We start from the raw sequence: 12,554 nt of genomic DNA, 5'->3' as shown, positions 1-12,554 counted from the left end.
CTCGTCGCCTGGCGGCGACATCGCTTGGTGGTTGCGTGGGGCACCCCGAAGCGTGAGTGTGCTGACGGTCTGGGGGTGCTTGTCAAGGCGGGAAAGATGCCTTGACAAGCACCCCAGCGCCGTGTTTTTGGCTTCGTATCGGGGGTGGGGAGGTGTGGGTGCCTCGATGGTTGGGTGCAGCGGCTGCGGTTCCGTGGGGGGTGGGGGCTTGCGCCCCAATGTGGCATTGGGTGCGTCGGATGCACCCAATGTGGCGTTCGGTGCGTCGGATGCACCCAATGCCACATTGGGGCGCGTCGCGGCGGGTGGTGAGCGAGCGGGCTTCACGGACCGTCGAGGGTCGTGAGGGGAACCCTCAGGGTGGCCCTCACGGACGTTCCCCGAGTAGTGAGGGCTCATCCCGGCAGGGGTGTGTGCCCAGCAGCGTGCGGGGAAAATCACCTGCGCCCGCTTCGTTAGCGCAACTAAGCTGATAGCTCGTGACTTCAGAACCGGGGATACGCCCGCCCCGTACCGGGGCTCGCAAGCTCCTCGGCCGGATCGTCGTCGATACTCGTCCGCTCAAGATTCCGGCGTTCAGGCGGCTGTGGATGTCCACCGCGGTCACCGCGGTCGGGTCGCAGCTCACCGCGGTCGCGGTGCCGAAGCAAGTCTTCGATATCACCGGATCGTCCGGTTACGTCGGGCTCACCGGCGCGGTCGCGCTCGTGCCGTTGCTCGTCTTCGGGCTCTGGGGCGGGGCGATCGCCGATGCCGTCGACCGGCGGAAGTTGCTGCTTGTTACCAACGTCGGCGTCGCGGTTACTTCCGCGCTGCTTTGGCTTCAGGCGTTCGCCGGGATGCATTCGGTGTGGCTCGTGCTTGGGCTGCTCGCCGCGAACCAGGCGTTCTTCGCGATCAACATGCCTACTCGCGGCGCGGTCGTCGCGCGGTTGGTGCCTGCCTCGCTGCTGCCCTCGGCGAACGCGCTCAACACCACGATGTCCACGTTCGGCGCGGTGTTCGGGCCGCTCTTCGGCGGGGCGTTGATCCCGGTGATCGGTCTGTCCACTTTGTACTTGGTGGACGTTTGCGCGCTGGCGATCACGTTGATCGCGGTGTGGCGGCTGCCTTCGATCCCCCCGCTGGGGGAGGGGTCGCGCAAGGCGGGAATCGGGTCGGTCATCGACGGATTCCGTTATCTGGCCAAGCAAAAAGTGCTGCTGGCGTCGTTCGTCGTCGACATTATCGCGATGGTCGCCGGCATGCCGCGCGCGTTGATTCCGGAGATGGCCGAGCGGACGTTCGGCGACCCGCCCGGTGGCGGTCCGGCGCTCGGCATGCTTTACGCCGCGCTGCCCGCGGGCGCGATGCTGATCGGCTTGTTCTCCGGCTGGCTGCACCGGGTGCAGCGGCAGGGGGCCGCGGTCGTCATCGCGATCTGCTGCTGGGGCGCGGCGATGGCGGCGTTCGGGCTCGCGCATTCGCTGTGGCTGGCCGTGGTGTTCATGGCGCTCGGCGGTGCGGCGGACATGGTCAGCTCGGTGTACCGGCAGGCGATCCTGCAGACCGCCACCACCGACGAGATGCGCGGACGGCTCCAGGGCGTGTTCACTGTGGTCGTCGCGGGCGGGCCGCGGATCGCCGACCTCACGCACGGCTGGTCGGCGGCGGCGTGGGGGACCAAGGTCGCGGCGACCGGCGGCGGGCTGCTGGTGATCGTCTTGACGGTGGCCTCGCTGGCCGTCCTGCCTGGGTTCTGGCGATACCGGGCACCGGTGGAAGAGGGCCACTGACACTCGCGTTACTCCGTTCGGAATAGCATGCCCGATATGCGTGCATATCCGATCGCTCTGCTGATCTCCGCCGCCGCTGTTCTCACCGCCTGCTCTTCTGGCGAGCAGAAAGCAGCCGCGCCGCCGCCCGCAACCAAGGCTCCGTCCTCTCAGCCCTCCTCGCCCGCGCCCGCCGGCAAGGCGTCGGACACCTGCGCTCTGCTGCCGGCCGACGACGTCAGCAAGGCGATCAAGATCCCCGGCATCTCGTCGAAGGCCGGCCCCGCGCACGACAATCCGAGCAACGGCGGCAAGGCGACGAGCTGCGAATACGTCGTCGAGGGCAAGACCGCGGGCGCGCTCGCGGTGACCCGCTACGAGGGTCGCAAGGCCAAGGCCGCCGACATGATCGCCGCGATCAAGAAGGCCAAGCCGGGCGCGGTCGACGTGCCGGGCTTCCCGGACGGCGCCGTTTTCTACACCGATGAGCAGAAGACCGCCACGCTCGCCGCGGCCAAGGTGTCCAATGGCGTTCCGGTGCTGGTCAACTACACCGGACCGGTCAAGATGACCAAGGAAATGATGACCCCGCTCGTGCACACGGCGGTCGCCAAGGCCTGATCGACAGACTTTCCCTCGAAGTCCGGACAAGGCACACTAACCGCCCATGACGGACGTGAGCGAGGGCACATCCAAGGTCGCCGAGCCGGCGCTGCTGCGGGTCATGGGCCCGAAACTGCTGCTGTTCTTCGTGGTCGGCGACATCATCGGCACCGGCGTGTACGCGCTGACCGGGCAGGTCGCCGGACGCGTCGGCGGCGCGTTGTGGCTGCCGTTCCTGCTGGCGTTCGTGGTCGCGTTCATGACCGCGTTCAGCTATCTCGAACTGGTCGGCAAATACCCGCGCGCGGCCGGCGCGGCGCTGTACACGAACAAGGCGTTCGGGGTGCCGTTCCTGACCTTCATGGTCGCGTTCGCGGTGATGTGCTCCGGGATCACCTCGGCGTCGTCGGCGGCTGTCGCGTTCGGCGCGACCTATCTCGCGGCGTTCGTGAAGCTGCCGACGGTGCTGGTCGGCATCGCGTTCGTGGTGCTGCTGGCGCTGATCAATTTCCGCGGCATCGGCGAATCGGTGAAAGCCAACGTCGTCCTCACCTGCATCGAGCTGTCCGGCTTGCTGATCATCATCGGCGTCGGCGTGTGGGCGGTGCTGAACGGCGACGGCGAACCGTCCCGGCTGGTCGAGATCGACACTGCGGACAAGACGTGGCTGGTCGCCATCTCCTCGGCGACGTCGCTGGCGTTCTTCGCGATGGTGGGCTTCGAGGACTCGGTGAACATGGCCGAGGAATGCCATGACCCAGTACGGATTTTCCCGCGCGCGATGCTGTGGGGCATGGTCATCGCCGCGACGATCTACGTGCTGGTCTCGGTGACGTCGTCGCTGCTGGTCCCGGCCGCAGAACTGGCCGGCGCGAAAAGCGACGCGCTGCTGAAGGTGCTCGACGTTGGCGCGCCGGGATTCCCGCGCGAAATCTTCTCCGCCATCGGTCTGTTCGCGGTGATCAATTCCGCTCTGATCAACATGCTGATGGCCAGCCGGTTGCTGTACGGCCTCTCGAACGAACGCGTCCTGCCGCCGGTTTTCGGCCGCGTGCACCCGACTCGCCGGACTCCGTGGGTGTCGATCATTTTCACCAGCGTCATCGCCATCGGGCTGGTGTCCTTTGTGGATATCAGTGCGCTCGGCGGCACGACCGCGTTGCTGCTGCTCGTGGTGTTTGCCATCGTCAACGTCGCGCTTCTGGTGCTGCGCAAAGACAAAGTGCCGCACAAGCATTTCCGCGCGCCGACGGTGCTGCCGGTGCTCGCCGCGATCTTCTGCCTGTACCTGGTCAGCCCGCTGTCCGGCCGCCCGGCGCAGGACTACCAGGTGGCTGGCATCCTACTGGCCGTCGGCGTCCTGTTGTGGGTGGTGAACCTCCTGGTGAAGCGGGCGCTCAGTGGTGCGTCATCGCGGCCTGGAGCCACCAGGCGCTGAACCCGGCGATTTTCGCGTCGACCACCAGCGGACGGTCGAGCCCGGCGGCGACTCGGGTTGCCACTTCTTCGAGGTCTTCCTTGGCGCGTACGGTGACTGCGTCACAGCCGTAGCCGCGGGCGATGGCGGCGATATCGGTGTCCGGGAAGGTGACTGTGTCGGCTGGATGGCCGTCGGGCTCGAAGAAATACACCTCGGCTCCGTAGGCGTGGTCGTTGTAGACGACGATCAGCATCGGGAGCTTCAGGCGTACGACGGTTTCCAGCTCGGCGATGCTCATCAGAAACCCGCCGTCGCCGCACGCCGCGACGGGGAAACGGTCCGGCTGGGCGAGTGCCGCGCCGATGGCGGTGGCCAGTCCGAGGCCGATCGACTGGAACGCCTGGGTGAAGCAGAAACCGTTCTCGTCGGGGACGTCGAGGTACATCGTGGGGTAGCCCATGAAGTTCCCGGAATCGACGCCGACGACGCGGTTGGCCGGGATGAGGTCGTCCAGCGCAACGGACAATGTTCGCGGGTCGATCACGTCGGCGGTCCCGGCGTCGTCGTGTTCGTTGTCCCGCCAACGGATTTCCCGGGCAATGCGGGCGTTGAGCTCGTCGCTTCGGTATCCATTGTGGACTTCGACCTGTTCAGCCACCGCTGCGGCGGTACCGGCGACATCGCCGACGATGCCGAGGTCGACCGGCCGATTACGGCCCAGCGCGGCGGATTCCAGATCGACCTGGACGAGCGTCGTGTCCGGCGAGAGCAACCGGCCGTGTGCGGTGGTCCAGTCGTTGAGCGCGGAACCCCATCCGACGACGACGTCCGCACCCTGGATCAACTCGGTTGTCAGCGGAGACGAGAACCCGCCGGACACCCCGATCGCCCATGGCTCACCAGTGAACAGTCCTTTCGCGACCGCACCCTCCGCGAGCAGCGCACCGCAGCGGTCAGCCAACGCGACCAGTTCCGCCCGAGCTCTCCGGGAACCGCGTCCACAAAGGAACACTGGACGTTCGGCGCGTTGCAGAATCGAAGCGAGCGCCTTCACCTCCGCCTCAGCAGCGCGCGGCTGCGGCAACGGCGAGATGGGGGCCAGATCATCGAGAAGACTCTCCTCGAACGGCTCAGCCTGCACGTCCAGCGGAAGTCGCAAAAGGACAGTCCGCCGGTCCCGCCGCGCCTGAGTGAACGCACGCCGCACGTCAGCCAGCGCCGTTTGCGCGGACCGCACCAGGATGCTGCTCGCTCCCACCGACCGGGCGAGCGCGTCCTGGTCGATGTGAAAGTTCGACAGTGGATCCGTCGCCTCCCCGGTGACGATGATCAGCGGCGTCCGGCTCTTCGCCGCCTCCCCGATCCCGGTGGTCGCGTTGCCGAGCCCGCAGCCCTGGTGCACCGACACCGCCGCGACCTCGCCGCTGCACCGGGCGTAGGCGTCGGCCATCGTGGTCGCGCCGCCCTCGTGCCGGGCCGCGACGAACTCGGCCCCGCCTTGGATCAGGCCGTTGGTGAAGTGGAAATTCCCGCTGCCGACAACGCCGAACGCCTTGCGGACGCCGAACCGGGCCAACGCGATCCCGACGGCCTGTGCGACGTTCACGCCGGCACCACCGCGAGCACCCGCGCCGGGCTGCCGGTCCCGCCGACGATCGGCAGCGGGCAGACCACGACAAGCGCACCGGTCGGCGGCAGCGAACCGAGATTCTGCAGTGAGGTGATGCCGTATTTGTCCGCGCCGAGCAGGTGGTGGTGCGCGGGCATCGGCGGGTCGAGCGCGAAGCCGTTCCCGGCGTCGATGCCGACGGTTTCCACGCCGTAGCCAGCGATCGGCGTTTCCTCGGCGAGCCACTTCGCAGCTGCCGCCGAAATGCCGGGGGTGTGGCTGGCGCCGTCGGAGAAGTTGAGGAACGCGTCGCGGTCTTGCGCGTACCGGTCCCAGCCGGAGTGCACGAGCAGCCAGCCGCCCGCGCGCAACGGACCGTGCTCGGCTTCCCAGGCCTGGATGTCGGCGATCTCCAGCAGGAGGTCCGGATTGTCGGCGACGCGCGCGGAGATGTCGAGGACGTGCGCGGGCCCGATCAGCCTGCCGACCGGCAGCTCCGAAACGTCCGCGCCGTCGCGGTTCGAGATCCAATGCCGCGGCGCGTCGAGGTGGGTGCCGATGTGCTCGCCGGTGTGAATGTTGTTGTGCCGCCACAACGGTCCGGAATCGTCGAACTCGCTGACCGATTCGAGGCTGAAGTCGATCAGGTTCGCGAACGGCTCGGGCAGCTGCAGGGTCGGGGTGGCGGCGCTGAGCTTGTTGGTGAGGTCGACGACCTGCAGCCGGCCCTCGGCCAGCTGGGTCAGGAGCTGGTCGACCGCGGTCTCGGCGGGGATGCTCATCGGTGCGTCCTCTCGGTCGCGGGGCGCGCTATTGCGGATCCTTGACGGTCGTTGACAGCGCGGAAGGCCATATCTACAGTACCGGTTTCAGCAGCACTGACGGAATAGCTGCCGAAGATCAGTCAGGGTGAACACGGAGCCTCGACCAGGGCCTCCGGAGCCGCAAGGCCGCCGGGACGGCGCATCGACGCACGGTGCTCGTGCCGTTACGGTGGCGAACGGACCGGTCTCGCCCGCCAGTGACGGAACGGAGTGTCGTGACCGACCAGCCCAGCCCAGCCGCTTTCCGGGCGCATTTCCCCGCCTTCGCCGACTCGGTGCACCTCGCGAGCTGCAGTCAGGGCGCGCTCTCGGACGCGCTGACCGCCGAGCTTTTCGAGTTCCAGCACACGATCCGCGAATACGGGGCGCCGTGGGACAAGTGGATGGTGAAGGTCGCCGAGGCGCGAGAACTGTTCGCTCGGCTGATCGGCGCGGACGCGGATGACATCGCCGTCGTGCCGTCCGCGTCCGAAGGCGCGTATCAGGTCGCGTCCACCCAGGCATGGTCACCGCGAGCGGGAATAGTCACGACTGACCTGGAATTCCCGTCGCTGGGCCATGTTTGGCTCGCGCAGCAGGGACGCGGTGCGGACGTCCAGTTCGTCGCCCACCGCGACGGCCTGGTTGACACCGAAGATTACGCCGCGCTCATCAATGAGCAAACGCAGCTGGTATCCGTCCCGTTGGTCAGCTACGCCAACGGTTTGCGGTTCCCGGTGCGCGAAGTTGCCACGCTGGCCAGGGAAAAGGGTGCGCGAAGCTTTGTCGACGCCTATCAGGGCCTCGGCGTCGAGCCGGTCGACGTCGCCGAACTCGGTTGCGACTATCTCGTCAGCGGAAGCCTTAAGTACCTGCTCGGCATCTCCGGGATCGCGTTCCTTTATGTGCGGCCAGGCGTGCGCGACGAGGTTTCCCCGCCGCTGACCGGCTGGTTCGGCCGCACGAACCCGTTCGAGTTCGACCCGCGGCACCTCGACTATCCCGAGCATGCCCGCCGGTTCGAGACCGGTACCCCGTCGATCCCGTCCGCGTACGGTGCGGTCGCCGGGCTGAAGTTGTTGCACCAATTGGACGCGCACAGGGTGCGTGACCACATTGGCGGGTTGGCCGGGCAGTTGCAGCAGCGGCTGCTCGACGCTGGGGAGCAGCTCCGGTCCCCGCTGGACGACGCGCGGCGCGGTCCGCTCGTCGCCTTGGCCGACCGGGATCCCGACGCGCTGGCGGCGTTCCTCGCCGGGCGGCGGATCGTGTGCAGTGCCCGCGGCGACGTGCTGCGGATGTCCTTGCACTACTACAACGTCGAGTCCGATCTCGACGCCGTCGTCGCGGCGATCGCCGAGTACCGGGCGAGCCAGTAGGGAGCAGACATGGCCGAGTCCCCGTCCCCGAACCGGTTGCAGCGGAGGCTGCGCAGCAGGCAGTTGACGATGATCGGAATCGGCGGGGCCATCGGCACCGGCCTTTTCCTCGGATCGAGCCTGGCGATCTCGCACGCGGGACCGGCCGTGGTGCTCGCCTACGTCCTTTGTGGACTAGTTGCGCTGGCGATTTCCTGGGCACTGGCCGAAATGGTGGTGGTGCACCCGGCCGCGGGGGCGTTCGGCAGCATTGCGCACAAGTATCTCGGCGCGGGCAGCGGATTCGTGGTGCGCTGGGCGTATTGGGCGATGCAAGTGATCGCGATCGGCGGCGAGACGATCGCGGCCGGCGTGTACGTCCAGTTCTGGTGGCCGCAGATTCCGTTGTGGGTGCCGGTCGCGGTGTTCTCGCTGCTGGTGATTGTCGTCAACGGCGCGGCGGTGCACATTTTCGGCGAGTTCGAGTACTGGTTCGCGATGATCAAGGTGTGCGCGATCCTGGTGTTCGTCGCCCTCGGTTTGATTCTCGTATTCTTCGGCCTGCCGAAGGCACCCGCGCCCGGTCTCACGAATCTCAGCGCGGGCGGCGGTTTCCTGCCGAACGGCGTGTCCGGGCTGTTGCTGGCCATGGTGTTCGTGCTGTTCAGCTACATCGGCACCGAGGTGGTTTCGGTGACCGCGGCTGAATCCGAGAACCCGACTCGCGACATCCCGCGCGCGGCTCGGGCGATGGTGGTGCGGCTGGCGATCTTCTACGTCGCCGCAATGCTTGTCGTCGTATTGGTAGTGCCGTGGACGGTCACCGGCGAGGGCGGATCTATCACCGCCAGTCCTTTCGTCCGCGTCTTCCAAGCCGCTGGCGTTCCCGCAGCGGCAACGATCATGAACTTCGTGGTCCTGACCGCCGCGTTGTCCAGCGCGAACACCAACCTCTACCTCACTACGCGCATGCTGCATTCCCTTGCCGGGCACCGATTCGCCCCGTCCTGGGCGGGACGGCTGACCAGGTCCGGAGTGCCGCGCAACGCACTCGTGCTGTCCACTGCGGGCCTGGTGATCGCGACCATCCTGTCCAAGAATTCCGATTCCAACGCGTATCTCGTGCTGTTCGGCATTTCGATCTTCGCCGCGCTCGTGGTCTGGATGATCATTCTGGTGACGCACCTGGCGTTCCGGATCCGCCGTCGCCGGGCCGGGCTGCCGCCGTCGCCAGTGCGGTTGTGGGGTGCGCCGGTGGTGAACGTCGTGGTGATCGCTTTCCTTGCCACCGTCCTGATTTCGACGTTCTGGATCGAAGGTCTCGACCCGGCGTGGAAGTTCGGGATTCCGTTCTTCGTCCTGCTGGTGGTGGCTTACCTGGTGCTGCGGGCGACTGGGCGGACGAAGCAGGCCGCGGAAGCGGAATTGGAGGATTCGACGCTGGTACGCGAGAAGGCCTGATCACGGGGTCAGGTGGGCGGCGAGCTCGGCTGCCGCCTCCTGTACCTGCGCCGCGAAATCCGTGTCCTCGGGCTGATCGGACCATCGCTCGAACGCAGTTTGAAAGACCGCGATGCCGACCTGCGCCAGCATCTTCGCGCTCGATTCGGTCGCGCCTCGTTCCCTTAACGCTCCAACGACAGCTTCGGTGACAGCCGCCAGCTTCGTCCGCTCACGTTCCTGCAGCTCCGGGCTGGACGAGATGACCGCGCGCCGTTGAGCGGCCTGCGAAACCAGGCCAGCGAACAAATCGCCAGCCGCGACCAACGCGGCAAGCAGTGCTGGAAACGGCGGCAGCGCGGGGTCGGCGCGCCGGACAGCGTCGGCCATCGCGTCCGGGAGCTGCTCCGACCCGGCGAACAACACGTCGCGTTTGTCGGCGAAGTAGCGCGAGAACGTGCGGCGGGTGAGCCCGGCGCGCTCGGTGATCTGCGTGACCGTGGCGTTCTCGTAGCCGTGCTCGGCGAACAGCTCCAGCGCGGCTGCGCGGAGCCGCTCCTTGGCTTCCGGATCCCAGCGCGGCATGCAGCCATCTTAGCAGTGATGACACAGTGGGACATCAGTGCTACGGTTGATGTCTCACTGAGTCATCAACTGTGAAGGGATCCATCATGTCTTTGCTTGACCAACGGGTTGTCGTCATCGGCGGCAGCTCGGGCATGGGGTTGGCGACCGCACGCGCCGCGGCGGAGGCGGGCGCGTCCGTCACGATCGCGTCGAGCGGCAAGGAACGGCTGGACGCAGCGCTCGCCGAATTACCGGACAGCTGCGAAGGATTCGTCGCCGACGTGCGCGACGACGCGAACGTCGCGGCCCTGTTCGAGCACGTCGGCCCGCTCGACCACCTCGTGTACACCGCAGGCGACGCGCTACATCAGCAGCCGCTCGCCGACCTGTCGCTCGACGACGCGCAGAGCGGGTTCTATGTCCGTTATTGGGGCGTCGTGAGTGCGGTGAAGCACGCCGCGCCGCGGATCCGGCCGGGCGGTTCGATCGTGCTGACGTCCGGGATCGTCGGCGTCCGCCCGATGCCCGGCGCGGCGCTCGCGGCCGCTTCGGTCGGCGCGATCGAGGGGCTGGCGCGCGGTCTGGCCGTCGACCTGGCCCCGGTGCGGGTCAACGCAGTCCGCCCGGGGCCGGTCCACACGCCGATGTGGGACGCCCTGCCGCAACCGCAACTGGACGCGATGGTCGCTGCGTTCACGGAACGAACGCTGACCAAATCGGTCGGTCAGCCGGACCAAGTCGCGGCGACCAACCTTTACTTGATGGAGAACAGTTTCGTCACCGGTGCGGTGATCACCGTCGACGGAGGGTTCGTGCTTACTGGAAGCTGACCTGCTCGCCGGGCTTGAGCAGGTGCAGCCGGTCTTCGAGGCCAGCCTGGGCGAAAGCCGGGCGGAGGGTGTCCGGGCCCTGGGTGAAATGCGCCCAGTGCTCGAAGTGGAGCGGGACGACCTGGCGCGCGTTCAGGATCCGGGCCGCCTGGGCCGCGCCGTCGCTGGGCAGCGTGAGGTACGCCTCGCCGACCAGCGGAGTTCGCGCTCCTCCCGCGAACAGGACGGCGATGTCGATCCGGTCGAAGCGCTCGGCGATCTGCCGCACGACGTCGAGGGAAGCGTTGTCGCCGCTGACGTAAACGGTCGGCTGGCCTTCGCTTTCGAGCACGAAACCGGTGACTTCGCCGACGAGATGCTCGCTGCCGTCAGGCCCGTGCTGCGCGGGCACTCCGGTGATGCGGACGCCGCCGAGGTCGTAGGACTCCCAGTTGGCCAGCGCCCGAACGGGGTCGCCGATCCGTTCCCTCGCCGAGGCAGTGGACAGGACGAGCGGGGCGGCGAGGGCGTACTTTCGCCCCGCCGCGTCCAGGTTGTCCGGGTGCTGGTCGTGGGAGAGCAGCACCGCGTCCACCTCGCCGACCTCCGCCGCGGTGACCGCGGGACCAGCGGTTTTCGCCAGTGTGCGGCTGCCGATCGGGTAGTCACCGGGGGCGTCGAAGGTCGGGTCGGTGAGCAGGCGGATCTCGCCGTACTCGATGAGGGCGGTCGGGCCGCCGACGTACCGGATGCGCGTCATGCGGGTACTCAACTCGCGGAGGGCTGCGCGGTATTCCGGCGCAGCGCCTGGAATTCGACCGGGCTGTGCGCGCTGAACACCGAGACCTCGTCCTGCTTCTCGCGGGCGAGGGTCTGCAACCGGGCGAGGTTGGCGCGGCGGGCGGACCCGTCCATCTGGTTCATCACCTCGAAAGCGCGCATGCCCGGCGGGCAATGCGGGCTCACCGGGGCGACTTCGCCGTGGAAGAAGTACGCGTCACCAGCGTGCAGGAGCCAGCCGTCGCCAGTGTCGACTGCGACGCCGGAATGGCCGTGCGTGTGGCCGGGCAGCGGGACGAGCAGGATTTCCGGCGGCAGGCCACGCAGCGGCTGCACGGCGTCGAAGCCGAACCACTTTTCGCCAGCCTCATCGTACGTGCTCCACAGTGGACTGTGCGCGAATTGTTCGGCGCGGTACCGCGTTTTCTCCGGGAAACTCTTCGGATTGTCCGCGGCGCGGCGTTCGGTGGTGCGGACATGCACTGTGGCGTCGGGGAAATCGGCGAGACCACCGGCGTGGTCGACGTCGAGGTGAGTCATCACGATGTGCCGGACGTCGGCGGGGTCGTGGGCCAGCGCGCGGATTTGCGCCACGGCGGTCTCTTCCATGGTCGGCTTCGCGCCGACCATCGCCATGAACGGACCGCCGAGCCAGCGCCGCGATTCGGTGACGCCGCGGGTGCCGAAGCCGGTGTCGACCAGCACGAGCGAATCGGCGGTCTCCACGAGCAGGCAGTGCGCCACGATCGTGCTGCGCCGCAACATCCCGGGGCGGCCGTCGAGCGCCTTGCCGCCGAGCGGGCGCATCGTGCCGCAGTTGAGGTGGTGCACCTTCATACCGTGCTCCTCTCGCTGAGCCGGACGAAATCGGTCAGGTCGTGCGAGGCGAACACGGTCACCTCGTCGGCGTGGTCCCGGCGCAGTTCGCGCAACCGGCGCTGGTTCTCGCGCCGCGGCCCGGGCAGCGTCTGGACCCGCCGTTCGAACATAGCCAATCCGGGCGGGCAATAGGAATCGGTGTCGATCTCCTGGTGGAAGAAATACGCGTCGCCCGCGTTGAGCACCCAGCCGGATCCGGTGTCGACGGCGACCCCGGCGTGGCCGACGGTGTGCCCGGCGAGCGGCACGAGCGCGACGCCCTCGACCCCGTCCAGCTCGCGGACCGCGTCGAGACCGAACCAGCTGTCGCCAGCGTCCGAATAGGACTTCCACTGTGGACCGTGGCGGAACTGGACGTCGCGGTACCGCGGGTTTCCGGAGCGGTAAGCGTCGAGTTCCTTGCCGTAGACGTGCACGCGGGCCTGCGGGAAGTCGACGAGCCCGCCGGCGTGGTCGAGATCGAGGTGGGTGAGGACGATGTCGCGGACGTCGGCCGGATCGAAGCCCAGCGCACGGATGCGGCTCAGCGCGG

12 protein-coding genes are annotated in these 12,554 nt (G+C 67.7%); 6 read left to right on the top strand and 6 right to left on the bottom strand.

Annotated elements, in window-relative coordinates:
• Window positions 1-479: 479 nt before the first annotated feature.
• Genes ACWDNU_RS42810 through ACWDNU_RS42800 form a run of 3 tightly spaced genes read left to right on the top strand, consistent with a single transcriptional unit; the run spans window position 480 to window position 3,795 of the window.
• Window positions 480-1,775, top strand: coding sequence for an MFS transporter (locus tag ACWDNU_RS42810; protein WP_449673062.1), 1,296 nt, complete (start codon window positions 480-482; stop codon window positions 1,773-1,775).
• Between the two features lie 36 nt (window positions 1,776-1,811).
• Window positions 1,812-2,375 (top strand): DUF3558 family protein, encoded by a 564-nt coding sequence (locus ACWDNU_RS42805; RefSeq protein ID WP_449673061.1) that lies wholly within the window; start codon window positions 1,812-1,814, stop codon window positions 2,373-2,375.
• A 46-nt stretch (window positions 2,376-2,421) separates the two neighbouring features.
• Window positions 2,422-3,795, top strand: coding sequence for an APC family permease (locus ACWDNU_RS42800; RefSeq protein ID WP_449673060.1), 1,374 nt, complete (start codon window positions 2,422-2,424; stop codon window positions 3,793-3,795).
• Here the strand turns inward: ACWDNU_RS42800 and ACWDNU_RS42795 are convergent.
• Both ACWDNU_RS42795 and ACWDNU_RS42790 read right to left on the bottom strand, forming a co-directional pair.
• Window positions 3,755-5,383, bottom strand: coding sequence for a thiamine pyrophosphate-binding protein (locus tag ACWDNU_RS42795; protein WP_449673059.1), 1,629 nt, complete (start codon window positions 5,381-5,383; stop codon window positions 3,755-3,757). The two genes, ACWDNU_RS42800 and ACWDNU_RS42795, sit on opposite strands and share 41 nt — an antisense overlap.
• Window positions 5,380-6,168: a cyclase family protein gene (locus tag ACWDNU_RS42790; RefSeq protein WP_449673058.1), complete on the bottom strand. Its 789-nt coding sequence runs from the start codon at window positions 6,166-6,168 to the stop codon at window positions 5,380-5,382. Before ACWDNU_RS42790 ends, ACWDNU_RS42795 begins: the two co-directional genes overlap by 4 nt.
• Window positions 6,169-6,425: 257 nt before the next feature.
• Between ACWDNU_RS42790 and ACWDNU_RS42785 the strand changes: the two genes are divergently transcribed.
• Window positions 6,426-7,568, top strand: coding sequence for an aminotransferase class V-fold PLP-dependent enzyme (locus ACWDNU_RS42785; RefSeq protein ID WP_449673057.1), 1,143 nt, complete (start codon window positions 6,426-6,428; stop codon window positions 7,566-7,568).
• Window positions 7,569-7,577: 9 nt separating this feature from the next.
• Window positions 7,578-9,008: an amino acid permease gene (locus ACWDNU_RS42780; RefSeq protein WP_449673056.1), complete on the top strand. Its 1,431-nt coding sequence runs from the start codon at window positions 7,578-7,580 to the stop codon at window positions 9,006-9,008.
• On the opposite strand, the gene ACWDNU_RS42775 is transcribed toward ACWDNU_RS42780, so the two are convergent.
• Window positions 9,009-9,572 (bottom strand): TetR family transcriptional regulator, encoded by a 564-nt coding sequence (locus ACWDNU_RS42775; protein ID WP_449673055.1) that lies wholly within the window; start codon window positions 9,570-9,572, stop codon window positions 9,009-9,011.
• Between the two features lie 86 nt (window positions 9,573-9,658).
• On the opposite strand from ACWDNU_RS42775, the gene ACWDNU_RS42770 reads away from it, so the two are divergent.
• Window positions 9,659-10,384, top strand: coding sequence for an SDR family oxidoreductase (locus tag ACWDNU_RS42770; protein WP_449673054.1), 726 nt, complete (start codon window positions 9,659-9,661; stop codon window positions 10,382-10,384).
• On the opposite strand, the gene ACWDNU_RS42765 is transcribed toward ACWDNU_RS42770, so the two are convergent.
• From ACWDNU_RS42765 to ACWDNU_RS42755, 3 genes are all read right to left on the bottom strand, one after another.
• Window positions 10,371-11,123: an MBL fold metallo-hydrolase gene (locus ACWDNU_RS42765; protein ID WP_449673053.1), complete on the bottom strand. Its 753-nt coding sequence runs from the start codon at window positions 11,121-11,123 to the stop codon at window positions 10,371-10,373. The two genes, ACWDNU_RS42770 and ACWDNU_RS42765, sit on opposite strands and share 14 nt — an antisense overlap.
• Window positions 11,124-11,131: 8 nt before the next feature.
• Complete coding sequence (locus tag ACWDNU_RS42760; RefSeq protein ID WP_449673052.1) at window positions 11,132-11,980, bottom strand: MBL fold metallo-hydrolase; 849 nt, start codon at window positions 11,978-11,980, stop codon at window positions 11,132-11,134.
• On the bottom strand, window positions 11,977-12,554 hold a 578-nt coding region (locus ACWDNU_RS42755; protein ID WP_449673051.1), incomplete at its 5' end, for an MBL fold metallo-hydrolase. The genes ACWDNU_RS42760 and ACWDNU_RS42755, both read right to left, overlap by 4 nt.

The organism is Amycolatopsis sp. NPDC003676, from assembly GCF_053587275.1.
The sequence above is the reverse complement of the archived record's forward strand: the minus strand, read 5'-3'. Positions and strand labels throughout refer to the sequence as shown.

What these genes read in the sequence shown, in the direction of transcription:
- ACWDNU_RS42805 (WP_449673061.1), top strand. Translation starts at nt 1,812, where the DNA reads ATGCGTGCATATCCGATCGCTCTGCTGATCTCCGCCGCCGCTGTTCTC.
- ACWDNU_RS42800 (WP_449673060.1), top strand. Translation starts at nt 2,422, where the DNA reads ATGACGGACGTGAGCGAGGGCACATCCAAGGTCGCCGAGCCGGCGCTG.
- ACWDNU_RS42790 (WP_449673058.1), bottom strand. Translation starts at nt 6,168, where the DNA reads ATGAGCATCCCCGCCGAGACCGCGGTCGACCAGCTCCTGACCCAGCTG.
- ACWDNU_RS42780 (WP_449673056.1), top strand. Translation starts at nt 7,578, where the DNA reads ATGGCCGAGTCCCCGTCCCCGAACCGGTTGCAGCGGAGGCTGCGCAGC.
- ACWDNU_RS42775 (WP_449673055.1), bottom strand. Translation starts at nt 9,572, where the DNA reads ATGCCGCGCTGGGATCCGGAAGCCAAGGAGCGGCTCCGCGCAGCCGCG.
- ACWDNU_RS42770 (WP_449673054.1), top strand. Translation starts at nt 9,659, where the DNA reads ATGTCTTTGCTTGACCAACGGGTTGTCGTCATCGGCGGCAGCTCGGGC.
- ACWDNU_RS42765 (WP_449673053.1), bottom strand. Translation starts at nt 11,123, where the DNA reads ATGACGCGCATCCGGTACGTCGGCGGCCCGACCGCCCTCATCGAGTAC.
- ACWDNU_RS42760 (WP_449673052.1), bottom strand. Translation starts at nt 11,980, where the DNA reads ATGAAGGTGCACCACCTCAACTGCGGCACGATGCGCCCGCTCGGCGGC.